This is a genomic window from Microbacterium sp. CIAB417 (assembly GCF_022788845.1).
This window is the reverse complement of the sequence record NZ_JAHZUT010000001.1, coordinates 23,686-48,573: the sequence shown is the minus strand read 5'-3', so window position 1 is coordinate 48,573 and position 24,888 is coordinate 23,686. Positions and strand designations below refer to the sequence as shown.

Genomic DNA, 24,888 nt, shown 5'->3' with positions numbered 1-24,888 from the left:
CGATGGCGGGGTTCAGGGTCGGTCGGACGGCGCGCGGGTGAGACCCGCCGCGGTGTAGTAGCCGGTGATGTGGGTCCTCACGAGCTCGCGGGCGCTCTCGACGTCTCCGGCGTCGATCGCCGCGACGAGGGCGCGGTGCTCGGCGCGCAGGCGCGCGGCCATGACACTCCAATCGGCGATGGCTTCGGCGCCTGCCTGCACGTAGGACTCGATGGCGGTCCTCAGCCCCGCCATCATCGCCGCGATCACGGCGTTGCCGGATGCTTCGGCCAGCGCGAGGTGCAGCTGGGCGTCGAGGGCGAGGAACTCACCCGAGGTCAGCGCCTCGGAGTCCATGGCGGCGAGGATCCGATGCGCCTCGCCGGTGTCGCGATCGGGATCGGCGGCGAGCGCGGCGGCAACGGCATCCTCGAGGACCAGGCGCGTCTTGACGACATCCGCCAGCGGGAAGCCCTGTGCGGCGACCTGGAGGCGCAGCAGCGCCGACAGGCCCCCGGTGGGAGTCGCGATGACGATCGCGCCCGCCTGTGGCCCTGAGCCGGTCGCCGTGCGGATCAGCCCCATGACCTCCAGCACGCGCAGCGCCTCGCGGACGCTGGAGCGGCCGACCCCGAGGTCGGCGGACAGGTCGCGCTCCGAGGGTAGGCGGTCGCCGGGCCCCAGACGCCCCTCGAGGAGATCGGTCTCGATGTGCTCGAGCACGGTGCGCCAGGCGCGCGTCGTGGACTCCGGCATCCGATCCTCCTGTGGTCTGACCACAGATTAGCCGACTGTGGTCAGACCACGCAAGCGAGCCGGATGCGCTCCCGTCGCAGTTCGCGCCGGTAAGCCTCTCGCTCCCCTGGTTCGGGTCGCAGTCGACGTCGGTCACCGCGTCGGAGCGGCACGAACTGCGACCGGGACGACCCGGAGACGGCGCGAAGCGACGCGGACTGCGACCAGAACCAGGAGTCGGCGACCCGGACTCAGCCCAGCCGCCCGCCCGACTCCTCGAGATAGCAGTGGCCGCACAGCGACTCGTACGTGACGACGTCGACGGGTGCCCCGCCGGCCGCGCCCTCGTCGATCGCCACCTGGTCGCCGTCGAACACGAAGCGTCCGCCGATCACACGGCCGTTGAACACCGCCTTCCGGCCGCATCGGCAGATCGTCTTCAGCTCCTCCAGCGAGTGCGCGATCGCCAGCAGCCGCGCCGATCCGGGGAACGCGTGGGTGAGGAAGTCGTTGCGGATGCCGTAGGCCATCACCGGGATGCCGTCGACCACGGCGATGCGGAACAGGTCGTCGACCTGCTCGGGTGTGAGGAACTGCGCCTCGTCCACGAGAAGGCAGGCGACCTCGGTCGGCCGCTCGGACGGGATGAGTCCTTCGGCGTCGAGCTGCCGCATCCGCTCGCGTTCCTGCAGGAACAGCTCACGCGCATCGTCCTGCGGGCCGATGAGGAAGTCGACCTCGCGCGTGACACCCAGGCGGCTCTCGATCTGCGACGCGCCCTTGGTGTCGATCTCGGGCTTCGCCAGCAGCACTCGCTGCCCGCGCTCCTCGTAGTTGTACGCGGCCTGGAGCAGGGCCGTGGACTTGCCCGAGTTCATCGCGCCGTAGCGGAAGTAGAGCTTCGCCACGGTCGCCTGCTACCGGGAGATGCCGAGCGTGGCCGCTGTGGACGCCATCGACGCCTCTGCGATCGCGGCGTCCGCGTTGAGCTTCTCGCCGTAGGTGGGGATCAGCTCGCGCAGCGTCGGCTCCCACCCCGGGAAATCGTCGGGGAAGCACGTCTTCAGCAGCTGCAGCATGATCGGCACCGCCGTGGAGGCACCCGGCGACGCTCCGAGGAGGCCGGCGATGGAGCCGTCGGCGGAGGAGACGACCTCCGTGCCGAACTGCAGGATGCCGCCCTTCTCGGGGTCCTTCTTCATGACCTGGGCGCGCTGACCGGCCTGGATGAGAGTCCAGTCCTCGTCCTTCGCCGTCGGCATGAAGACGCGCAGGCTGTCGACCTTCTTGCGGTGGTTCTTGGCCAGCTCGCCGATCAGGTACGTGATGAGGTCCGGGTTGGCGAACGCGACTCGGAGCATGGGCCAGAGGTTGTGCGTCCGCACCTGACCGACGATGTCGAACCAGGATCCGTTCTTCAGGAACTTCGGGCTGAACGTCGCGAACGGGCCGAACAGCAGCGACTCCTCGCCGTCGACGACACGGGTGTCGAGGTGCGGCACGGACATCGGCGGTGCACCGACGGACGCCTGCGAGTACACCTTCGCCTTGTGCTGTGCGACGACCTTCGGATTCGTGGTCTTGAGGAACTGACCACCGATCGGGAAGACGCCGTAGCCCTTGATCTCGGGGATCCCGGAGCGCTGCAGGAGCTTCAGGGCCCAGCCTCCGGCCCCGACGAACACGAATCGCGCCTTGATCTCGCCCGGCGTGCGGCCGAGGGTCGTGCGGTACTTGACCAGCCAGGTGCCGTCCTTCTGGCGCTTGAGGCTGTGCACCTCCTGGTTGGTGCGCAAGGCGACGCCTTTGGCGGTGAGGTGGTCGAACAACTGGTGCGTCAGCGCTCCGAAATCGACATCAGTGCCCGCCGGGACCCGCGTCGCAGCGAACGGCTCGCCCTTGCGACGGCGCTGCATGAGCAGCGGCGCCCACTGGTTGATGACCCGGGAGTCCTCGCTGTACTCGATGCCCTCGAACAGCGGCTGCTGCTTGAGGACCTCGTAGCGCTCCTTGAGGTAGGCGACGTCCTTCTCGCCGCGGACGAACGTCATGTGCGGCGTGGCGTTGATGAAGGTCGACGGCGCGTCCAGCACACCCTTGTCCACGAGCGACGACCAGAACTGGCGGCTCTGCTGGAACTGCTCGTTGATCGACACCGCCTTCGCCGGGTCGAGCGGGCCGTTCGGGTTCCTCGGCATGTAGTTGAGCTCGCAGAGCGCGGCGTGCCCGGTGCCCGCGTTGTTCCACGGGTTGGAGCTCTCCTGCGCCACGTCGCTCAACCGCTCGAAGGCGACGATCTTCCAGTCGGGCTGCAGTTCGTGAAGCAGCGTTCCGAGGGTGGCGCTCATGATGCCGCCACCGATGAGGACGACGTCGACGGATTCAGTCACTCGACCAGTCTAGTTCGCCCCGGCGCGTGCCCCGACCGGCCGGCGATCCGCCCGGCCAGACGCGATCAGGGTACGGATGTCGGGAGATCCCCCGGATGCCGGGCCGGACGATGCCGGATCGCCCGACATCCGAGCACGGCCCTGACATCCGTACCGCGGGGCGTGCGGCGGGTCAGGCCGGTACGCGGAGGCGCTCGGCGACGATCTCGGCGATCTGGACGGCGTTCAGCGCGGCTCCCTTGCGCAGGTTGTCGTTGCTGATGAACAGCACGAGCCCCTTGTCTTCGGGCGCGGACTGGTCGGCCCGGATGCGCCCGACGAAGCTCGGGTCCTTGCCCGCCGCGTGCAGCGGCGTCGGCACCTCTTCGAGGGCGACCCCGGGCGCCGCGTCCAGGACCTGGCGCGCTCGCTCGGGCGAGATGTCCCGCGCGAACTCGGCGTGGATCGACAGCGAGTGGCCGGTGAAGACCGGGACGCGCACGCACGTGCCGGCGACGCGGAGGTCGGGCAGTTCGAGGATCTTGCGGCTCTCGTTGCGGAGCTTCTTCTCCTCGTCGGTCTCGTTCAGGCCGTCATCGACCAGGTTCCCGGCGAGCGGGATGACGTCGAACGCGATCGGCGCGACGTACTTCTCCGGCTGCGGGAAGTCGAGCGCGGAGCCGTCGTGCACGAGGCGCAGCGTGTCTCCCTGCGCCAGCACGCCCTCGACCTGCCCGAGCAGCTCCTGCGCGCCGGCGAGCCCCGAGCCGGAGACCGCCTGGTAGGTCGACACGATGAGGCGTTCGAGGCCTGCCTCGGCATCCAGAGCCTTGAGCGCCGGCATGGCCGCCATCGTCGTGCAGTTCGGGTTCGCGATGATCCCCTTGGGCCGATCGTCGATGGCGTGCGGGTTGACCTCGCTGACGACCAGCGGGACCTCGGGGTCGTTCCGCCATGCGCTGGAGTTGTCGATCACGACGGCGCCGGCCTCGGCGAAGCGCGGAGCATAGGCACGGCTGGCCGTCGCCCCGGCGGAGAACAGTGCGATCTCGATGCCCGCGGGGTCGGCGGTCTCGACGTCCTCGGCGATCACCGTCACTCCCCCGAACTCGATCGCGATGCCTGCCGACCGCGCCGAGGAGAACAGCCGCAGCTCCCGGATCGGGAACGACCGCTCGCTGAGAATCTCGCGCATGACGGTGCCCACCTGTCCGGTGGCGCCGACGATGGCGACGGAGAATCCTGAGTCGGAGATGCGGGTCATGGGCTTTCCTCGAGCGTGGTGCAGAACTGCAGGCGAGGCGCCCGGCGCGGCGTCGGAGTGCGGATGCCGCGCCTGGCGCCGATGTCAGGGTTTCGGCGAGTCTACCGTGCTCCCGGAGCGTCGGCGTCCACGGCAGCCGCACGGGAGTCCCCCGGCCGAAGTGCGTGGTCGTGACGGCGCGATGCACCGGCGCCCTCGGCATCCCGGAACTCCGACATTGCGGACGGGCGTCACGGGTTCCGGAGCAAGGCACGAGATCCGGAGGAACAGAGCGCGGTTCTCCGTCTCTCGTGCGTCCTTCCGGATCCCGGCACGACGCCGAGCAGGATCCGCGCGGCAGTGATCCGCTGGAGTCGCTGCGCAGTCTCCTAGCGTCCGGTGCCGGCGTGGACCGTGGCCTCGATCTCGTTGTCCAGGCCGTAGGCCGTGTGGACGGCGCGCGCGGCGTCCGCGAGCTCGTCGCCGCGCAGCACCACCGAGATGCGGATCTCCGAGGTCGAGATCATCTCGATGTTCACGCCGGCGATCGACAGCGCCTCGAACAGCTTCGCGGAGACGCCGGAGTGCGTGCGCATGCCGGCGCCGACGACGGAGAGCTTGCCGATCTGGTCGTCGTGGACGAGACTCTCGAACCCGATGTCCTCCTGCTCGCCGGCGAGCGCCTTGAGCGCGGTCGCGGCGTCCGCCTTCGGAAGCGTGAAGGAGATGTCCGTGCGGCCGGTCGCGGCCGCCGACACGTTCTGCACGATCATGTCGACGTTCGCACCCGACTTCGCGACGAGCTGGAAGATCTCTGCGGCCTTGCCAGGCACGTCGGGAACGCCGATGATCGTGATCTTGGCCTGGCTGAGGTCGGTGGCGACACCGGCGACGATCGGTTCTTCCATGACTTCTCCCTCGGATTCGCGGGGGTTGAGCATCCCCCGACCAAGAACGTAGGTGCCCTCCGCCGCGGAGAACGACGAGCGGGCGTGGATGAGGACGCCGTGACGGCGCGCGTACTCGACGGCGCGGATGTAGAGGACCTTCGCACCGTTCGCGGCGAGCTCCAGCATCTCCTCGCTGGAGACGTGGTCGAGCTTGCGGGCCCTCGGGATGACCCGCGGGTCGGCGGTGAAGATCCCGTCGACGTCGCTGTAGATCTCGCACACATCCGCATCCAGCGCCGCGGCGAGCGCGACCGCCGTCGTGTCGGACCCGCCGCGCCCCAGGGTCGTGATGTCCTGCGTGTCGTCGTTGAGGCCCTGGAAGCCGGCGACGATGACGATCGCGCCCTCGTCCAGCGCCTCGCGCACGCGCGTCGGATTCACCTCGACGATGCGCGCGGAGCCGTACTTGTCGTCGGTGCGCATCCCCGCCTGCGGGCCGGTGAAGGACCGCGCCTCGAAGCCCATCGAATGGATGGCCATCGCCAGAAGCGCCATCGAGATGCGCTCACCGCTGGACAGGAGCATGTCCATCTCGCGCGGCGCGGGGATGGGCGCGACCTCGGCGGCGAGGTCCAGCAGCTCATCGGTCGTGTCGCCCATGGCGCTGACCGCGACGACGACGTCGTGTCCGGCGCGGCGGGTGTCGACGATGCGCTTGGCGACGCGCTTGATGCTCTCTGCGTCGGCGACAGACGAGCCGCCGTACTTCTGCACGATGAGGGCCACGAATCACTCCCAGGGATGACGGGCGGATCCGCCCACCGCACATTCTACTTTCGTGCCATATGCCCCGTTGCGCATGTGACGGCGCCGGGATCGGGGCGCCTCAGAGCGTCTGCGGCGGTGCGGGCGTGACGGGCGCTGCGGGGCGCAGGCGTCCGCCGGTCGCGGCGAACCAGCATCCGACGATCACGAGCGGGAAGCCGATCAGCAGACCGGGCGTGATCGGCTCGGAGAGCACGATCGCCCCCAGGATGATCGCCACCACCGGGTTGACGTAGGTGAACAGCGGTGCGCGTACCGGACCGACCTCGCGGATGAGGGCGAAGAAGGCGAGGAAGGCGACCGCGGTGCACACGACGGCCAGCACGAGCAGCGCGCCGGTGGCTTCGAGCGTGGGCACCTCGTGCTGCGTCGCGAAGGCCATCGGCAGGTAGATGATGCCGATCGCGAGAAGGGCGAGGGTGATGGTCCCGAGGGAGGGCACGTCGGCCAGCTTGCGCGCGACGATGAACGGCGCGATCGCGTACAGGACGGCGACGAGCAGGACCTCCCCCGCCGCGAGCAGGTCCCCGGAGGCGAGTCCTGGACCGGCGACCACGATCGCCACGCCGGCGAACCCGACCAGCAGGCCCGCCAGGCGCAGCGGCCTGAGCACGGTCCGGTCTCCTCCGCCGAGCGCGATGAGCGCGGCGAACAGCGGCACCGTGGCGACCAGCAGTCCCGTCGGCCCGGAGTGCAGCGTCTGCTCGGCGTGGCCGAGCAGCACGAAGGGTCCGCCCATCTCGACGAGTCCGAAGGCGAGGACCCACGGCCACTTCTTCAGGGCCGGCCGCAGCGCCCCGCTGCGGAGCGCGAACGGCAGCAGCAGCAGTGCCGCGATGAGCGTGCGCCCCGCGACGATCGCCGGCGGGGAGTAGGACTCCACCGCGATGCGGATGAACAGGTACGGCACTCCCCACAGCAGCGCCATGGCGCCGAACAGCAGCCAGCCGCGCCGGGTGACCGCGGAATGCGCGTTCACGCGGGCACGCCGATCGCGTCGCGGACCGTCACAGCGTGCGCCGGCCTTCGAAGGCCCGGCCGAGCGTCACCTCGTCGGCGTACTCGAGGTCGCCGCCCACGGGAAGGCCCGAGGCGAGACGCGACACCGTGATCTGCATGGTCGTGAGCAGGCGGCTGAGATAACTCGCGGTGGCCTCGCCCTCCAGGTTCGGGTTGGTGGCGAGGATGACCTCCTGCACCGTCCCGTCGGCGAGGCGCGTCATGAGCTGAGCGATGCGCAGGTCATCCGGACCGACGCCGGCGATCGGACTGATCGCGCCGCCGAGCACGTGGTAGAGACCGCGGAACTCGCGGGTGCGCTCGATGGCGGCGACGTCCTTCGCGTCCTCGACGACGCAGATCAGCGCGGCGTTGCGGCGGGGGTCGCGGCAGATCGCGCAGCGGTCCTGCTCGGACACATTGCCGCAGATCTCGCAGAACCGCACGCGCGCACGCACCTCGGTGAGCAGCTCCGCGAGACGCGCGACGTCGAAGGACGGCGTCTGGAGGATGTGGAACGCGATGCGCTGAGCCGACTTCGGACCGATCCCCGGGAGACGGCCGAACTCGTCGATGAGCTCCTGGACGATGCCGTCGTACATCAGCTGAACCTCGTCGCCGTCGGGGGCTCGAACGGCTCCTCGCGCACGAACGTCGCGCCGAGCACCTGGCGCACGACGGCCTCGCCGTAGCGCTGGATGCCGTCGGGGGCCGCGGAGCGCGCGGTGACGACGGGCGCCTGCGGCGCGGGACCTGCCGGCGCGTTCACGACCGCGGCGGATGAGGCCGCCGCGGGCATCGCAGCCGGCCGGGAGGCAACGGCGGGAGCGGCCGGAGCCGGTCCACCGGCGGGAACGCTCGGCCCCGCGTCATAGGGAGGCTCGTACGGCGGCTCGTCCTCGTCGGGAGCCTCGTCGTCGCCGGGCAGCGGCGGCTCCTCGTCCGAGATGCCTCCGTCGACGGGGGGCTGCGGCGCGGAGGACGCCGACTCGGCATCCGCCGGCTCTTCGTCCACCGGCAGGGGGGTCTGGGCGGGCTCGTTGCCCTTCGGGATCGGCGCGACGGCCCACTCGGTCACGGGCGCCGAGGACAACGCACTCGGCCGCGGGGCAGGATCGGATGCCGGCGCGGACGGCGGAGACGAGGCGGAGGCGGCCGTCGAGCCGCCAGCGGGCAGCGGAGCGGGCTTGTACTTCACCTTCACCCCGAGCTCCTGCTCGATCGCGGTGCGGAGGTGATCGGGCGTGCCGGTGCCGGGCGTCGTCCCCTTGAACCGCGCGACGTCCTGCGGGCTCGTGAAGCCGAGCGTCAGCACCTCGGAGTCGGTGTCGTAGGCCAGCGGCTGGATCGCCGTCACCATCAGCCAGGCCGAGCGGCTGATCGTCTCGAGCCGGGTCAGGACGGCCGGCCAGGCGGCACGGATGCGGTCGAAGTCGACCGGTCCCTCCGCGCGGGCGGGCGACGATGCGGGAGCAGCCCCGGACGGAGCCGCCTGTTCCGCCGGGGCGGGAGCCGCGCCGGTCCCCGGCGCCTCTGCCCGATCGGCAGGCGCGGACGGACCGGAGGCGGCCCCTCCTGTGTCGACGGAGACAGTCGTCGCCGCCGGTTCCGGCGCGTCGAGACCGTGGTTCGGCGCGGCCTCCGGGGCCTGCGTCCCGGCTGGGGCCGCGGACACGGCACGCTCCGGTGCGGGCGCGGTGGGAACCGCCGGGGCGGGTGTCGGAGCGGCGGGCCGCGTGGCAGCCGGCGTCGACGCGGCCGGCGTGCCCGGTGCGGTCGTCGGAGCCGGTGCGGCCACGCCCGCAGACGGGGCGAGCACCCGCGCGATCATGAGCTCGAGGTGCAGGCGCGGCGACGTCGCCCCGGACATGTCGTCCAGCGCGGCGCTCACGATGTCGGCGGTGTGCGACAGCCGCAACGGACCGAAGGCGGCGGCCTGATCCTGCATCCGCTGCATCTCGTCGGCCGGGATGCCGCGCAGCACGGCCGACGCCCCGTCTCCGACCGCGGCGATCACGATGAGATCGCGCAGCCGCTCCAGGAGGTCGTCGACGAAGCGTCGCGGGTCCTGGCCGGTCTGCACGACGCGGTCGACGGCGGGGAACGCCGCCGCGGCGTCGCCGGCGGCCAGGGCGTCCACGATCTCGTCCAGCAGGGCGGCGTGCGTGTAGCCCAGCAGCGCGACCGCGCGCTCGTACGCCACGCTGTCTCCGTCGGAGCCGGCGATCAGCTGGTCGAGCAGCGAGAGCGTGTCCCGGGGCGATCCGCCGCCGGCCCGCACGACCAGCGGCAGTACGCCCTGCTCGACCCGGACCCCCTCCTCCGCGCAGAGCTTCTCGACGTATTCGAGCATCGCGGCCGGCGGCACCAGCCGGAACGGGTAGTGATGCGTGCGCGAGCGGATCGTGCCGAGCACCTTCTCGGGCTCGGTCGTCGCGAAGATGAACTTCACGTGCGCCGGAGGCTCTTCGACGAGCTTGAGCAGGGCGTTGAAGCCCTGCGGCGTCACCATGTGCGCCTCGTCGAGGATGAAGATCTTGAAGCGATCGCGGCTGGGCGCGAAAGTGGCGCGTTCGCGCAGGTCGCGGGCGTCGTCGACGCCGTTGTGGCTGGCCGCGTCGATCTCGACGACGTCGAGGGAGCCGCCACCGCTGCGGGACAGCTCGACGCAGCTCGGGCACACGCCGCACGGGGTGTCGGTCGGCCCTTCGGCGCAGTTGAGGCAGCGCGCGAGGATGCGCGCCGATGTGGTCTTGCCGCAGCCGCGCGGGCCGGAGAAGAGATAGGCGTGCCCGACCCGGTCACCGCGCAACGCCGTCATGAGCGGCTCGGTCACCTGCGACTGCCCGATCATCTCCGCGAAGGTCTCAGGCCGATAGCGGCGGTAAAGGGCTGTGGTCACCCGTCCAGCCTACGGCGTGCCGCCGACATTCGGATCGCTCGGCCGGCTCCTGCGCGCGGAGCCGGCCGGGTCAGTCCGGGTAACCCGTGATCACCGGGATCGCGCTCGTGACGACCGGGACCGAGGCCGACATGAGGGTGCCGTCGTCGCGACGCGCATCCGCGAACTTCCGCAGCGTCGGCCGCCCGGGGATCACCGGCCCCTGGTCGGCCAGCGGCACGACGACGTCCGCCCCCTCGGCGGCCGTGTACGACGCACCGCGCACCGTGAACGGCACCGGGTCACCGACCCGCACGCTCACCCTCAGCTCGTCGCGCGTCACGTGCACGTCCAGCGCGGTCCCCTGCCACTGCAGCGGATACGACAGCGACGGCCAGTCCACCGGCAGACGGGGGTCGAAGCTCAGCTCGCCGCCGTGATCGCGCATGCCGCCGAACCCGCTCACGAGAGCGGTCCACACGCCGCCCGCCGACGCCACGTGCACGCCGTCCGCGGCGTTGTGGTGCAGGTCGCCCAGGTCCACGAACAGCGACTGCTCGAAGTACTCCCTGGCCAGGTCCTGGTAGCCGACTTCGGCCGCGAGGATGGCCTGCACGACTGCGGACAGCGTCGAGTCGCCTGTGGTGAGCGGGTCGTAGTACTCGAAGTCGGCCAGCTTCTCGGCATCCGTGAAGTGGTTGCCCTGCAGGAACAGCGCGAGCACGACGTCCGCCTGCTTCAGCACCTGGAACCGGTAGATCACCAGGGGGTGGAAGTGCAGCAGCAGCGGACGCTGATCGTCGGGCGTGTGCGCGAGGTCCCAGACCTCGCGCTCGAGGAACAGCGAGTCCTGGGGGTGGATGCCGAGGCTCTCGCTGAAGGGGATGTACATCGCCGCGGCTGCCTGCTCCCAGGCATCCGGCTCGCCGGCGTCGAGGCCGGTGCGCTCCACGAGCGCGTCGAACGCGCGCGGATCGCTCGCGGCCATCTCGCGGACGACCCGGGAGGCGTAGCGCAGGTTGTAGCGGGCCATGACGTTCGTGAAGAGATTGTCGTTGACGACCGTGGTGTACTCGTCGGGTCCGGTGACGCCGTGGATGTGGAACGTGGCGTCCCCGTTCGTCCCGCGCCAGAATCCGAGCGTCGCCCAGAGCCGGGCGGTCTCCACCGCGATGTCGACGCCCTCGCGGCGCAGGAAGTCGATGTCCCCGGTGGCGCGCACGTACTTGCCGAGCGCGAAGCTGACGTCCGCGTTGATGTGGTACTGCGCGGTACCCGCCGCGTAGTACGCCGAGGCCTCCTCGCCGTTGATGGTGCGCCAGGGGAACAGAGCCCCCGCCTCGTTCAGCTGGGCGGCGCGGCGCCTCGCCGCGGGCAGCATCAGCACGCGGGCGCGCAGCGCGTTGCGCGCCCACTGCGGCGACGTGTACGTGAGGAACGGCAGGACGTAGATCTCGGTGTCCCAGAAGTAGTGGCCGCTGTAGCCGGACCCCGAGACGCCCTTGGCGGGGACGCCGGCCCCGTCGGCGCGCGCCGAGGCCTGCGCGAGCTGGAACAGGCACCAGCGCGTGGCCTGCTGCAGGGCGTCCTGACCTTCGATGCGCACGTCGCTGCGCTCCCAGAACGCGTCGAGCCAGTCGGTCTGGGCGCGGAACTGCGCGTCGACGCCCTCGACGGCGACGCGATCGAGCGAGCGGCGGCAGCGGTCGACGAGCTCGCGCGCCGGCACGCCGCGGGACGTGTGATAGCTGACGAGCTTGGTGATCCGGATCGGGATGCCGGCCTTCGCCTGCACCCGGAAGACGTTCTTCGCGATGTCCTGCTCGATGAGCTGACGCGCACTGTAGTCGTTGTCGGTCTCGATGATGTGATCGGCGACCACAGCCGCCGTCATCCCCGATTCGGTCACGCGATACGACAGCGCGGAGCGCAGCCCGTCCTGCCAGTACTCCACAGGCTGGAGCACCCGCTGCGTGATCTTCTCGGCGCGCCGCGGGTCGAAGCCCGCCTTCTGCGCGGCCGCGGGCGTACCGCCGTACACGTTCCCGCCGTCCTGCCGGTTGAGGATCTGGCAGCTGATCGTGACCGGCGCGTCGGCGTTCTCCACCGTGACGTCCAGCCGGAGCACGGCCAGGTGGCGCTCCTCGAAGCTCACCAGGCGCTCGTCGCGCATCCGGACGCGCTTTCCGGAGGGGGTCTCCCACACCAGGTCGCGGGTCAGGATGCCGGTGCGCATGTCGAGGACGCGGGAGTACTCGCGGACGTCCGCCTCGTCGAACGAGATCGGCTCGTCGTCCACGTACACCCGCATGACCTTGGCGTCCGGCGCGTTGACGATCGTCTGCCCGACCTCCGCGAAGCCGTACGCCTGCTCGGCGTGACGGATCGGCCAGGTCTCGTGCAGCCCGTTGATGAAGGTGCCGTGCTCGTGGGCGCCGCGTCCCTCGATGTGATTGCCGCGCAGACCCAGGTAGCCGTTGCCGACGGCGAACAGCGTCTCGGAGACGCCGTCCTCCGTGTAGCGCGTCTCGACCAGACGCCAGGGGTCGACGGGGAAGCGGTCGCGATCGATCACTTCGATTCCTTCCAGTCGCTCAGTTCGTCGCCAGCGGTCTCCGGGGAGGGCGGGAGGAGCCGGGCGAGGTCATCGACGATACTCGTGGCGCCGGCCTCGCGCAGCGCGTCGGGCCCGGCGCCGCGGTCGACGCCGACGACGGACGCGAATCCGGCGGCTGCGGCCGAGGCGACGCCGGCCACGGCGTCCTCGACGGCGGCCGCCGAGGCGGGGTCGACGCCGAGTGCTGCGGCGCCCGCCGCGAACATGTCCGGGGCGGGCTTGGAGACGAGTGCGTCGCGCTCCGCGACGACGCCGTCGACCACGATCTCGAAGAAGTCGCGGATGCCGGCCGAGGCGAGCACCTCCTCGGCGTTCTTGGAGCTCGACACCACGCCCATCCGGATCCCGGCCGCGCGCAGGTGCTCGAGCAGCGCGAGCGAGCCGGGATACGGGGCGATCCCCTCGGCGCGCAGGGATGCCGAGAACGCGGCGTTCTTCCGGTTGCCGATCCCGCAGATCGTCTCCGCCGTCGGCGGATCCTCGACCGACCCCCACGGGATCTCGACGTTGCGGCTGCGCAACAGGCTCGCCACGCCGTCGTAGCGCTTCTTGCCGTCGACGTAGGCGAAGTAGTCCTCGTCCGTGTAGGCCGGTGCGATGCCCCACTGGGCGAACACGTCGTCGAAGACGGCCTTCCAGGCGCGCATGTGCACCTCGGCGGTGGGCGTCAGGACGCCGTCCAGGTCGAACAGGACGCCGGACGTCGTGCGCAGGTCGGGAAGGGTGTCGGACACGCGTGCCTCCAAGGGGGATCCGAGGGAGTTCGGGCCGGCACCTCCGTGTGCCTCTGTCAGCGTAGTGCGCGTCCGAGCCGGACGCCACGCCGGGCACGCGCGTCTTCCGTCCGCAGGCCGCCCCTCGCCGCATGGCAGACTGACGTGCAGATCGAAAGGGGTCCAGGTGCTCGCTGCCGAACGCCGTTCACGCATCGTGTCCGAGGTGCGCCGCGCGGGTGCCGCGCAGGTGTCGGCGCTCGCGACCGCGCTGAAGGTCAGCGAGATGACGGTCCGGCGCGACATCGACGTGCTCGCGGAACAGGGCGTGATCGACCGGGTGCGCGGTGGCGCCACCACACCGCGGATCACCGACCGCGTGGATGCCGACTTCACGTCCCAGGCGCGCCTGCACGTGGCCGAGAAGCGCGCGATCGCGCGCCGCGCGGCCGGCCTCGTCGAGCCGGGCATGGCCGTGGGTCTCTCCGGCGGGAGCACCGCCTGGACGCTGGCCCAGGCGCTGCGCGGCATCCCCGATCTGACCATCGTGACGAACTCCCTTCCGGTCGCGGACGTGTTCGCCCGGCCGGATCGCGCCGACGAGCCCTACACGCAGACCGTGGTCCTCACCGGAGGCGTTCGGACGCCGGCCGACGCGCTGGTCGGGCCGATCGCGGTCCGAGCGCTGGAGGTCCTGCACTGCGACCTCGTCTTCCTCGGGGTGCGCGGGGTCGACCTGCAGGCGGGACTCACGACCTCGAACCTTCTGGAGGCGGAGACCGATCGTGCGCTCATCGCCACCGGGAGCACGTCGGTCGTGCTCGCGGATCACGCCAAGTGGGGCGCCGTCGGACTCACGACGATCGCCGACGTCGACGATGTCGACCGCCTGATCATGGACGACGGACTCGACTCCGAGGCCGCCGGGCAGCTCTCCGAGCACGTGGCGCTGACGCTGGCGCCGCTCGAGGAGCCTGCCGCGCAATGAGTCAGCGCGCCGTCGATGCCCTGGACTCGATGCGGGCGCCCACGACGACGTTGCGCACCGGCATGTCCATGCCGGGCGGGGTGCTCATCTGACGCTCCAGCTCGTCCAGAGCGGCCTCCACCAGAGCGCTGTCGTCGGGCGCCACCGATGACAGCGCCGGCGTCGAGAACCGCGCCGCGTGCACGTCGTCGAAGCCGATCACCGCGACGTCCCGGGGCACGACGAGGCCGGCGTCCTGCAGAGCGGAGAGCACTCCGAAGGCGAGCGAGTCGTTGGAGCACACCACACCGTCGCAGCGCACCCCCTGGCCGAGCATCTCGGACATCGCCCGACGCCCCTCCTCAGGGGTGAAGGCGTCGACCGTCGCGATCAGCTCGACGTCCTCGCTCAGGCCCAGCCGCGCCACGGCCTGACGGTATCCCGCGAAGCGCTGGTCGGCCGCGTCCGACGGGCGCGCGTCGCGCCGCCCCACGAAGGCGACTCTCCGGCAGCCCGCCGCGGCGAGGTGAGCGGTCGCGGCATCCGTGCCCGCCTTGTTGTCCACCGTGACATGCGTGAACGGGCTGACCTGGATGTGCTCGCCGAGCAGCACGATGGGACCCGGCGCGGTGCGCCGGGTCAGGTCGCCCACGGTGAGCGAACGAGGGATGTGGATGAGCCCGTCGATGGGCGGCAGCCCCACGCCGTTGGCGATGTCGACCTCGCGCTCGTGTCCGCCGGCGGTCTGCTGGATGAGGATCGACAGCCCGCGTTCGTGCGCCCGCGTGACGAACAGGGACGTGAGCTCGGCGAAGTACGGTTCGTTCAGGTCGGGGACGGCGAGCGCGACGATGCCGGTGCGCTCGCGCCGGCTGACCGGTGCGCTGCGTCGCGCCCGCATTTCGTTCACGGTCCCGCTCCTCGCCGAGATGCTCCTGGATCTCACGCTACCGTCCACCGGCCGTTCACCTCTGCACCCGGAAGGCGATCACCCGCGCCTCCCGGGCGCCGTTGGTCGCGGAGATCACGAGCCGGGCGGCGGAGAACGCGCCGAGGTCGTCGGGGAGCGCGTGGACGCGCTGGCGGCGGCGGTTGCCGGCCACCTCGGCCACCACGACCCATCCGGCCTCCGACTGCACCTCGACCCGGTAGTCCCTGACGAGCTGCGGGATCACGCGGTCGGGACTGCGATGGTGATGCAGGGTGTTGAGCTCGAGGTCGACGTCGTCGTCGAAGACGAGACGGACCTCCCGCGCGGTGACCGGTTCGTCCCAGTCCAGGCGCAGCCACTCGTCGCGCCCCTCGGACATCGGCTCCGACGCCCACATGTTCGGACCGTCGTACGGACGGCTGTATCCGCTCGTGGCGCGCTCCGGCGCCAGCACGGCCGATTCCGGGTAGGCGCGGAACAGCACCGTGCGCCCGCGCAGCGGCTTGGTCGGCCACTGCACGATGAGCTCGTCCCGGCTGATCTCGACGTTCTGGTCGTCGTTGTCGACGCGGTGGACGAGGGTGAGGACGCCGGGCGGGAGCTGCGTCGTCGTGAAGACGGTCACGGCGGGGTCCGCCCGCACGACGACGATCACGTTGCGCGGACGATCCGCGGCGTACGGCAGCTCGACGTCGATCCACCGTGCACCGCCCGCCATGACCGGCACGGATGCCGCCGCCACGCGGTGCACCGGGATCACGTTCTGCGGCAGATCCGTGAGGTACGCCTCGACGACGAGGGTCGTGTCCGCTGTGCTCTCCAGGTGCAGCGAGAGACCTCCGAGCTCCTCGCTCACCGGCACGACGATGCCGAGGTCGTCGGCCAGCGGATGGGGCTGCCCCTCCTCCCCCGTGGCGATGCTCCGCGTGTGACTGGACGCCGTGACGGTCGCCCGGCGGGCGAGATCGTCGGGGTCATCGTTCGCCACGCCGATGAGCGTCGCGTCCTGACGGAGCAGCGTCTGCCGCAGCCGCGCCAGATGGCTATCGTGGACGCCGCGCGGCGTCGTGCTCTCCGCGACGGCGATCGCCGCGGCGGTGCCGGCCGCCTCTCCCATCGCCGCACAGGTGGCCATGACGCGGGCGGCGCCGAACGCGATGTGCGTGGCCGAGACGAGTCTGCCGGCCATGAGCAGGTTGCCGACGTTCTGCGAGTAGAGCGAGCGGTAGGGGATCTCGAACACCCCGTTCGAGAAGCGCTGCACGGCGCCCGACCCCGTCGCGTACATCCCGCCCGCCGGGTGCAGATCGATCGACCAGCCGCCGAAGGCGACGCCGTCCTCGAACGAGGTCTGGCCGACGATGTCGCCCTGGTGCAGCGTGTAGTCGCCGATGAATCTCCGATACTCCCGCTTGCCGGGGATGTTGCCGATCCACTCCAGGTCGAGGGTCTCGGCGTCGAAGCGTCCGGAGTTCTTGATGTAGTCCCAGATCCCGAGGATGACGCCGCGCAGCTCGTCGCGGATGCGCTCGTTGTCGTCCACGATGTCGAGTTCGCCGCCCCACTCGACCCACCAGTAGGCAGCGCCGCTGTCGCCGGAGCGGATGATGCGCGACTCGGGGATCGGCGTCTGCGTGATGTCGATGGTGGAATCCGGCGCGACGAAGTCCACGGGGCGCCCCAGGTCCTTCGAATAGAACAGCAGCGTCGAGCCGAGGAACTCGCGCTTGGGCTCCTCCGGAGCCCAGTCCTCGCCGAACTCGCTCCTGCCCTCCTTGCCGAGCCGGTAGCGCGCGCCGGCGAGGTGTCCGACCAGCCCGTCGCCGGTGCAGTCCAGGAACACCGGGGCCGTGAAGGTCGTCGTGATCTCGGAGCCCATGGTCCACCCCGTCACCGCGTCGATCACGCGCGCCTCCTCGGGCCCGTGCGCCGCGACCTCCCGCACGTCGGTGTTGAGGAAGAGCTCGATGTTGTCTTCGGCCCGCACGGCGTCCAGAACCACGTCATCCCAGTGGATCGGGTTGCCCTCGGGATTGCGGTACTGGTTCTCGACGTACAGCTCCCCGATGACCCCGGTCTCGCGCGCCCAGCGCTGGTTGCCGTGCGCGGTCGCCCCGCACACCCACACCCGGACCTCGGAGGAGGAGTTCCCTCCGAGGACCGGCCGGTTCCCGATCAGTGCGACGCGCCGTCCGAGCCGGGCGGCTGAGACGGCCGCCGCGACGCCGGCGAGACCTCCTCCGACGACGACGACGTCGGTCTCGACGGACTGCGTGCGCATGACGATGGGTTCCTTCCTGTGGGGTGTGTGCGGGGCGGATGCCGGGTCAGCCGATGAGCTTCTGGGCGGCCTCGCCGGCCGCCTTCATCGCGTCGGCGGGAGTCGCGGAGCCGACCAGGACCGCCTGCACCTGCTCGGCGATCTCGGTCTCGATCTGCGAGTAGCTGGTGAACGCCCAGAACGGGTTCGACGTCGCCGTCGCGGTGATGCGCTCGCTGAACAGCGTGCCGAACACGTCGTCCTTCACGACCGCGGACTCCTGCGCCTCGGTGGTCACGGGCGGCAGGCCGCGAACGGCGTAGTCCGCGAGCACCGTGTCCAGGTCACTGGTCGCGAACTGCGCGAAGTCGCCGGCCGTGGGCGCCCCGTCGCCGTCCACGACGGCGATGGCGCCGCCCCAGACCAGGGCGCGGGGAGTGTCGCCGTCCTTCAGGACCGGACGCGACACCGGGGCGAGCTTGTCGGCGAGATCGGGGTCCGGAGACTCGCCGACGACGGCGTTGCGGCCCACCGGGGCGTCGTCGTAGATGGCGGCCCGGCCCTGCGCGAACAGCGAGCGGGCATCGAAGCGGTCGACGTCGGCGGCGATGAGCCCCTGGTCGTACAGGCCCTTGTACCAGGTGACGGCCTCGATCGAGGCGTCGTCGCCGATCGTCACGGTGCCCCCGTCGACGAGGGGGCTCCCGAAGGTCTGCATCCAGATGAGGATGTCCTTGAGCTGGGCCGCCTTCGTGGACGCCGCGTACGGGATGAGACCTCCGCCGAGGCCCTTGAGGTCCTTGAGGGTCTTCTCGTAGGCGTCGATCGTTGTCGGGAACTCCTCGGGGGCGACGCCGACCTTCGCCAGGATCTCCGCGTTCGTGACCAGCCCGATGGCCCCGATCGTCCAGGGCAGCGCGTACTGCGTGCCGTCGAACTGGGCGGCCTTCAGCGCGGCATCCGTGTATCCCCTGCCCTCCGCGAGAGACGAGAGGTCCTGGAGCTTGCCGAGCGCGGCGAGCGATCCGAGCCACGCGACGTCCACGTGCGCGGCGCCGGTGAACTGCCCGCCGCGCACCTGCAGCATGAGCTGGTTGAAGTATTCGTTGTAGGGGAAGGACACGTCGTCCACCGTCACGGACTGCTTGTCCTGGTACGACGCGACGATCGCCTCCAGCGCGGGCGCCGCGGCCTCCTCGGTGAAGGACCAGGACGCGAAGGAGAAGTCGGTGGGGTCCGCGCCGTTCAGGCCGGCGGCGGAGCCGCTCGCCGGGCCCGTGCCGGTGCCCGACCCCGTGCCGGTCGGCGCGCAGGCGGCCAGGGTCACCGCCGCGGCGCCGATGCCGAACAGCTGCAGGGCGCGGCGCCTGCTGAACTCGATGCTCATGAGGGATGAATCGGACATATCGTCCTCCTTGTCGATGTGTCGTGCGGAGAGGTGGGCGGATCAGCCCTTGACCGCGCCGGCGGTCATGCCGCTGACGAGGAAGCGCTGGAGCAGGATGAAGGCGACGGCGACCGGAAGCGACACCACGAGGGACGCGGCCATGAGCTCGGGCCACGCCGTGGAGGCTTCGCCGACGTACGTGTTGACGAGACCGGGCGGCAGAGTCTGCTTCTCGGGACCGGCGAGGGTGAGGGCGAAGATGAAGTCGTTCCAGCCGCGGACGAAGGCGAACAGCCCCGCGGCCACCAGTCCCGGCGCCGAGAGCGGCAGCACGATCGAGTGGATGATCCGAAGCCGCGATGCGCCGTCGACACGGGCCGCCTCGATGAGCTCGTCCGGAATGGTGTCGAAGAACCCCTTCAGCATCCACACGCACAGCGGCAGCGTGAAGGTCGTGAAGGACAGCACCAGTGCCGTGTAGGTGTTGAGGAGGTTGTACGCCGAGAACACCGTGTAGAGCGTCACCAGCAGCAGCGCCTGCGGGAACATCTGCGACGCCAGGACGAAGTACATCAGGGACCGGCGGCCGGTGTAGCGGAACTTGGAGAACGAGTACCCCATGTACGCCGAGACGAGCACCGACAGGATCGCGGTGATCACCGACACGATGACGCTGTTCTGCAGGTACACGAACAGCTGCGGGTTGGTGAACAGCGACGCGTACGCCTCGAAGGAGATCTCGGTCGGGAAGATCTTGGGCGGGTACGAGAAGACCTCGGTCTTCGGGGTGAGCGACGTCGCGAGCAGCCAGTACACCGGCAGCAGCGCGAATCCGCCGCAGACGATGACGGCGATCCACGCCGCGATCCGCACGCCCGGCCGCTCGCGGCGTTCGGCGGAGGCGGGGCGCGGCCTGCGGGTGCGCCGCGCCGGGAGCACCTGGGCGGCGGTGGCGTCGGGGGACGCCGGGGTCTCCGGCAGCAGAGTGGCGGTCATTTCCTCTCCCCCTTCTCCGAGAAGCGCACGTACACCACGACGAGGATCATCAGCAGCAGCAGCCAGAGCAGTCCGAGCGCGCCGGCGTGCCCGAGGTCGAAGCCCTGGAAGGCGGTCTCGTACACGGCCGTGGCGAAGGTCTGGGTGCTGCCGGCCGGGCCGCCGCCGGTGAGGACGTAGATGATGTCGAAGTGCTGGAAGTTCCAGATGAACTCCAGCAGCAGGACGAGGCCGATGATGCCGCGCATCTGCGGAACGGTGATCGCGAAGAAGCGGCGGACGGTGCCTGCGCCGTCGATCTCAGCGGCCTCGTGCAGTTCGCGGGGCACCGTCTGCAGGCCGGCCAGGAGCATCACCATCATCCACGGGAACGACTGCCACGTCTTGGCGATGATGACGGCCAGCATGGCCGTTCCGGGCTGCGCCAGCCAGGCCTGTGGCTCGTCGATCAGGCCGAGCGCCTGCAGCAGCGCGTTCATGACGCCGTAGTTGGCGTTGAAGATCCACATCCACAGGAAGGACACCACGACGCCGGGGACCAGCCACGGGATCAGCATCAGACCGCGCATGACCTTGGAACCGGCGATGCGGGTGTTCAGCGCGAGCGCCAGGGCGAACCCGATGACGAAGGGCAGGAGCGTGGTCCCCAGGGTGAAGACCATCGTCTGTCCGAACAGCGTCAGGAACTCGCCCTGCAGCACGTCGATGATGTTCTGCAGTCCCACGAACTCGCGTCCGGGGTACAACAGGCTCTGCTCGAAGAAGGCCGTGATGAGGCTCGTGATCAACGGGTACACGACCACCGCGGCGAGCAGTGCGAGTCCCGGGACGACGAGGAGGAAGGCGAACAGCTTGTCCGAGATGCGTCTCGGCTTGTTCACTTCTGTGATTGTTTGTGAAGTCATGTTTCCCACGTCTCTGTGCGGACTCGATCGCTGTTGCGGGGCAGATCCCGGAAGGGTGCCGCTCAAGCATCGCGGAGCGGGCGGATCAGGTCAATTCGAGGCGGTAACGCTTGGGTAACAGAGTGTTCGAACCTGTTGTTATCTGTTTACTTCGAGCGTTTTGCGCGGGCACGCCGGACCGACGCTCCGCACCGTGGGGCGGGCGAGCCGTGCCGCTCAGACCAGGCTCAGGGCCTGACGGGCGATCTCGAGCTCCTCGTTCGTCGGGACGACGAGGACCTCGATGCTCGAGCCGGCGGTCGAGATGCGACGGATGCCGGGACTGGGCCGCTCGTTGAGCTCGGGATCGATCTCCAGACCGAGGAAGCCGAAGGTCGCCAGCGTCTCGCCGCGCACCCGCGCAGCGTTCTCCCCCACGCCCGCTGTGAACGAGATGACGTCCACTCCTCCGAGCTGGGCGACGTAGGCCCCGACATAGGCGCGCAGCCGATGGATGTAGACCTCGAACGCCAGCGTCGCGGCATCCTCCCCGTCCTCCACGCCCGCGAGGATGTCACGCATGTCGCTGCGCCCCGCGAGGCCCAGCAGGCCGCTGCGCTTGTTCAGCAGCGCGTCCAGGTCGTCGATGCTCATTCCCGCACGGCGGGACAGGTGCAGCAGCACGGCCGGGTCGATGTCCCCTGAGCGGGTGCCCATCACGAGCCCTTCGAGCGGCGTCATTCCCATCGACGTCTCGACCGAGCGCCCGCCGTCGATCGCCGTCATCGAGACGCCGTTGCCGAGATGCAGGACGATCTGCCGCAGTTCGGCGAGCGGGCGGCCGAGGAAGGCCGCCGCCTGCTCGGACACGAACTTGTGGCTCGTGCCGTGGAAGCCGTAGCGCCGCACACGATGCCGTTCCGCGACCGCCTTGTCGATCGCGTACGTGTAGGCGGCGGGTGGCAGCGTCTGGTGGAAGGCGGTGTCGAACACCGCGACGTGCGGCACGTCCGGGAACGCGCGCCGTCCCGCCCGGATGCCGGCGACGGCTCCCGGGTTGTGCAGCGGGGCGAGCTCGGACAGGTCCTCGATGTTGATCTCGACCAGGGCGTCGATCGGGGTCGGGGCGAAGAAGCGCGCACCCCCGTGCACGACGCGGTGTCCGACCGCGACGGGGTGATGCTCCTCGAGCACCGGGCCGTGCTCGGCGAACTGCTCGAGCATGACGGCGAACGCCTCGTCATGATCGGCGATCCGGCGCGCGCTGCGGTGCTTCCGGTCCAGCACGGCAGGCGCCGCCTCCCCCTCGGACACGCGGCGCACCGTGTGGGTGATGTCCCCGGACTCCTGTCCGATGCGCTCGATCAGCCCCTCGCCGAGCGGCAGTTCCCGCTGCATGTCCATCAGGCTGTACTTCAGCGACGACGAGCCGCTGTTGATCACGAGGACGACGCTCATGCCGCACCGCCCTGCGCCTGGATCGCGGTGATGGCGACGGTGTTCACGATGTCCTCCACCAGGGCTCCGCGGCTCAGGTCGTTGATCGGCTTGTTGAGCCCCTGGAGCACCGGGCCGATCGCGACGGCCCCCGCGGAGCGCTGCACCGCCTTGTAGGTGTTGTTGCCCGTGTTCAGGTCGGGGAACACGAAGACCGTGGCTCGCCCCGCGACCGCCGACTCCGGCAGCTTCGCCTTCGCGACCGCGGCGTCAGCCGCCGCGTCGTACTGGATCGACCCTTCCACGAGCAGCTCCGGGGCGCGCTCCCGCACGAGGGCGGTCGCCTCGCGCACCTTGTCGACGTCCGCTCCGGACCCGGACTCCCCCGTCGAATAGGACAGCATGGCGACGCGCGGATCGATGCCGAACTGCCGCGCGGTCTGCGCCGACGAGATCGCGATGTCGGCGAGCTGCACGCTCGTCGGATCCGGGATCACGGCGCAGTCCCCGTACACGAGCACGCGATCCGCGAGGGCCATGAGGAACACGCTCGAGACGACGTCCACCCCCGGACGCGTCTTGATGATCTCGAACGAGGGGCGGATCGTGTGCGCCGTGGTGTGCGCGGCGCCGGAGACCATGCCGTCGGCGAGCCCGAGATGGACCATCATGGTCCCGAAGTACGACACGTCCGTGACTGTGTCGGCGGCCTGCGCGACGGTCACTCCCTTGTGGGCGCGCAGTCGCGCGTACTCGGCCGCGAAGCGCTCGACATGCTCCGGGTCCGTCGGACTGATGATCTGCGCCTCGGCGATGTCGACGCCGAGCTCCACCGCGCGTGCGCGGATCGCGCTCTCGTCGCCGAGGATCGTGAGGTCGGCGACATCCCGTGCGAGCAGCGTGGCCGCGGCGCGCAGGATGCGGTCGTCGTCGCCCTCGGGCAGGACGATGCGCTTGCGATCCGACCGCGCGCGTTCGATCAGCGCGTACTCGAACATGAGCGGCGTGACGACCGTCGCCTCGGCGAGGCCGAGCTGACGAGTGAGCTCGGAGATGTCGACATGCGTCTGGAACAGCCCGAGCGCCGTGTCATAGCGACGGCGCGAATCCGCCGCGAGCCGGCCCCGTGCGCCCATCACCCGCACGGCGGTCTCGTAGGTGCCGAGATCCGTCGCGATGATCGGCACGCGGGACGCCAGCCCGTCCAGGAGCTGCTCGATCGACTCGGGCAACGGGAAAGGGCCGTTGAGGACGATGCCGGCGATCGAGGGGAACGTCCCCGAGGAATCCGCCAGCAGGGTCGCCAGCAGCACCTCGGTGCGATCGGCGGGGATGATCACGACCGAGTCCGGCGTGAGCCGGGGAAGCACGTTCACCATCGACATGCCCGCGACGACGACGCTCAGCGCCTCCCGCGTGAGCAGGGCGTCGTCGCCCTTGACGAGCCGCCCTTCGACGGCGGACAGGATGCCGCGGATGGACGGCGCGACCAGCGAGCGGTCCTCGGGGATCGCCCAGACGGGCGTGGCGTCGGACTGGACGGCGTGCACGGCGTCGATCGTGTCCTGCGCGGCATCCGGATCCGCCCGGTTCACGATCACGGCGAACAGCTCGGCGCGCTCCGTGGCGAGCTCGGCCAGCGCGAGCGCCGCGAGCTGGCTGACGGCGGCAGGCGTCCGCGCCGAGGTCGTGCCCAGCTGCTCGGCCCGGTGCTGCTGGTCGCGGCCGGACAGCACGAGGAGCACGGGGGCGGCGAGATTCGCGGCGATCCGCGCGTTGAACCCGAGCTCGGCGGGGCTTCCGACGTCGGTGTAGTCGCTGCCGATGATGACGACGGCGTCGCACTGCGCCTCGACCGCCTTGAAGCGCGCGACGATCGTCGACAGCGCGCGGTCGGGGTCCGCGCGGACGTCGTCGTACGTGACGCCGATGCAGTCCTCGTAGTCGAGCTGGACGCCGTCGTGGGCGAGCAGCAGTTCGAGGACGTAGTCGCGTTCGGCCGACGATCGCGCGATCGGGCGGAACACCCCGACGCGCGGCGTCACCCGCATGAGCGCATCGAGCACGCCCAGGGCGATCGTGGATTTCCCGGTGTGCCCCTCGGCCGAGGTGATGTAGATGCTCCGCGCCACGCTCCCAGCCTATGCGCGTTCGTCCCCGTGGCGGAGGGCCGCCGGCCGGAGAAGTTCAGTCGGTCGGCGTGCAGGCGCCCGACAGCGCGTCGACGACCGCCTCGGCATCCTCCTGGAACCGGGCGTAGTGCTCGGGATCGGTGTTGACCTGCACGCGGTGGATGGCGTGGGAGGGCTCCATGTCCTCCCAGCCCGGCAGCCGCGCGAGCCGGTCGAAGAACAGGGCGGCCGAGGATGCCGGGTCCAGGCGCTCCTCGGCACTGCCCCACCACTCCTGCTGCTGGAACAGGCCGATGCTCGTCGTGCGCGATCCGTCGGGATTGGTGACCCCGGCGGTCTCCCAGTCGCCGTACTCGATCGCGCGCAGCGAGCTCTCCCCCATGGCCGCCATCACGCCCACCACCTGCCCGTCCCGCCCGAAGCCGAGCCCTCGGGCGGTGAGCACGATGGTCGCGGCGTTCTCGAGCTGCTCGCCCTCCCAGCCCTCGACACCCGCCGCGGGGAAGGTCGCCGGCTCCGATGCGCACACCGGCGCCTGTGCTGTCGACAGCGGCACGAGCACCGCGAGGGCCACCACCGCCGAGGCCGCGCCCGCTCCGATGAGGATGCGGCGCAGCAGCCGGGTGCGCCGCACGCGCCGCGA

The 24,888-nt window shown here is 70.5% G+C and carries 19 protein-coding genes; 1 reads left to right on the top strand and 18 read right to left on the bottom strand.

Annotation, left to right across the window (positions count from 1 at the left end; translation table 11 throughout):
* Positions 1–12 precede the first annotated feature (12 nt).
* The 10 genes from KYX17_RS00210 to KYX17_RS00165 form a co-directional block, all read right to left on the bottom strand.
* Positions 13–735, bottom strand: coding sequence for a FadR/GntR family transcriptional regulator (locus KYX17_RS00210; RefSeq protein ID WP_243224541.1), 723 nt, complete (start codon positions 733–735; stop codon positions 13–15).
* A 230-nt stretch (positions 736–965) separates the two neighbouring features.
* Positions 966–1,622, bottom strand: a complete 657-nt coding sequence (locus tag KYX17_RS00205) for a thymidine kinase (protein ID WP_243224540.1) — start codon at positions 1,620–1,622, stop codon at positions 966–968.
* A 9-nt stretch (positions 1,623–1,631) separates the two neighbouring features.
* Complete coding sequence (gene mqo, locus KYX17_RS00200; protein WP_243226135.1) at positions 1,632–3,062, bottom strand: malate dehydrogenase (quinone); 1,431 nt, start codon at positions 3,060–3,062, stop codon at positions 1,632–1,634.
* 214 nt (positions 3,063–3,276) lie between these two features.
* Entirely contained in the window at positions 3,277–4,347 is a 1,071-nt protein-coding gene (locus tag KYX17_RS00195) for an aspartate-semialdehyde dehydrogenase (protein WP_243224539.1), read from the bottom strand.
* Positions 4,348–4,715: 368 nt separating this feature from the next.
* A complete protein-coding gene (locus tag KYX17_RS00190; protein ID WP_243224538.1) occupies positions 4,716–6,002 on the bottom strand; it encodes an aspartate kinase in 1,287 nt (428 codons plus the stop codon).
* Between the two features lie 100 nt (positions 6,003–6,102).
* On the bottom strand, positions 6,103–7,020 hold the full coding sequence (locus tag KYX17_RS00185; protein ID WP_243224537.1) for a DMT family transporter: 918 nt from the start codon (positions 7,018–7,020) through the stop codon (positions 6,103–6,105).
* Positions 7,021–7,048: 28 nt separating this feature from the next.
* Positions 7,049–7,642, bottom strand: a complete 594-nt coding sequence (gene recR, locus KYX17_RS00180; RefSeq protein WP_243224536.1) for a recombination mediator RecR — start codon at positions 7,640–7,642, stop codon at positions 7,049–7,051.
* Complete coding sequence (locus tag KYX17_RS00175; protein ID WP_243224535.1) at positions 7,642–9,942, bottom strand: DNA polymerase III subunit gamma and tau; 2,301 nt, start codon at positions 9,940–9,942, stop codon at positions 7,642–7,644. The genes recR and KYX17_RS00175 overlap by 1 nt, the downstream gene beginning before the upstream one ends.
* 70 nt (positions 9,943–10,012) lie before the next feature.
* Entirely contained in the window at positions 10,013–12,496 is a 2,484-nt protein-coding gene (locus KYX17_RS00170; RefSeq protein ID WP_243224534.1) for a glycoside hydrolase family 65 protein, read from the bottom strand.
* A complete protein-coding gene (locus KYX17_RS00165) occupies positions 12,493–13,272 on the bottom strand; it encodes a beta-phosphoglucomutase family hydrolase (RefSeq protein ID WP_243224533.1) in 780 nt (259 codons plus the stop codon). The genes KYX17_RS00170 and KYX17_RS00165 overlap by 4 nt, the downstream gene beginning before the upstream one ends.
* Positions 13,273–13,438: 166 nt before the next feature.
* Between KYX17_RS00165 and KYX17_RS00160 the strand changes: the two genes are divergently transcribed.
* Complete coding sequence (locus tag KYX17_RS00160; protein ID WP_243224532.1) at positions 13,439–14,239, top strand: DeoR/GlpR family DNA-binding transcription regulator; 801 nt, start codon at positions 13,439–13,441, stop codon at positions 14,237–14,239.
* Between the two features lies 1 nt (position 14,240).
* Here KYX17_RS00160 and KYX17_RS00155 read toward each other — a convergent pair whose 3' ends face one another.
* The 8 genes from KYX17_RS00155 to KYX17_RS00120 all read right to left on the bottom strand — a co-directional run bounded on the left by KYX17_RS00155 (position 14,241) and on the right by KYX17_RS00120 (position 24,879).
* The gene (locus tag KYX17_RS00155) at positions 14,241–15,119 is read right to left on the bottom strand and encodes a LacI family DNA-binding transcriptional regulator (protein ID WP_243226134.1); all 879 of its coding nucleotides are present in this window, start codon (positions 15,117–15,119) and stop codon (positions 14,241–14,243) included.
* A gap of 64 nt (positions 15,120–15,183) precedes the next feature.
* Complete coding sequence (locus KYX17_RS00150; protein ID WP_243224531.1) at positions 15,184–17,430, bottom strand: FAD-dependent oxidoreductase; 2,247 nt, start codon at positions 17,428–17,430, stop codon at positions 15,184–15,186.
* Positions 17,431–17,476: 46 nt separating this feature from the next.
* On the bottom strand, positions 17,477–18,814 hold the full coding sequence (locus KYX17_RS00145) for an extracellular solute-binding protein (protein WP_243224530.1): 1,338 nt from the start codon (positions 18,812–18,814) through the stop codon (positions 17,477–17,479).
* 42 nt (positions 18,815–18,856) lie between these two features.
* Positions 18,857–19,792: a carbohydrate ABC transporter permease gene (locus KYX17_RS00140; protein ID WP_243224529.1), complete on the bottom strand. Its 936-nt coding sequence runs from the start codon at positions 19,790–19,792 to the stop codon at positions 18,857–18,859.
* A complete protein-coding gene (locus KYX17_RS00135) occupies positions 19,789–20,673 on the bottom strand; it encodes a carbohydrate ABC transporter permease (RefSeq protein ID WP_243224528.1) in 885 nt (294 codons plus the stop codon). The genes KYX17_RS00140 and KYX17_RS00135 overlap by 4 nt, the downstream gene beginning before the upstream one ends.
* A 240-nt stretch (positions 20,674–20,913) precedes the next feature.
* Positions 20,914–22,134, bottom strand: coding sequence for an acetate/propionate family kinase (locus KYX17_RS00130; RefSeq protein ID WP_243224527.1), 1,221 nt, complete (start codon positions 22,132–22,134; stop codon positions 20,914–20,916).
* Positions 22,131–24,245 (bottom strand): phosphate acetyltransferase, encoded by a 2,115-nt coding sequence (gene pta, locus KYX17_RS00125; RefSeq protein ID WP_243224526.1) that lies wholly within the window; start codon positions 24,243–24,245, stop codon positions 22,131–22,133. Before pta ends, KYX17_RS00130 begins: the two co-directional genes overlap by 4 nt.
* A gap of 55 nt (positions 24,246–24,300) precedes the next feature.
* Positions 24,301–24,879, bottom strand: coding sequence for a hypothetical protein (locus KYX17_RS00120; protein ID WP_243224525.1), 579 nt, complete (start codon positions 24,877–24,879; stop codon positions 24,301–24,303).
* Positions 24,880–24,888 lie beyond the last annotated feature (9 nt).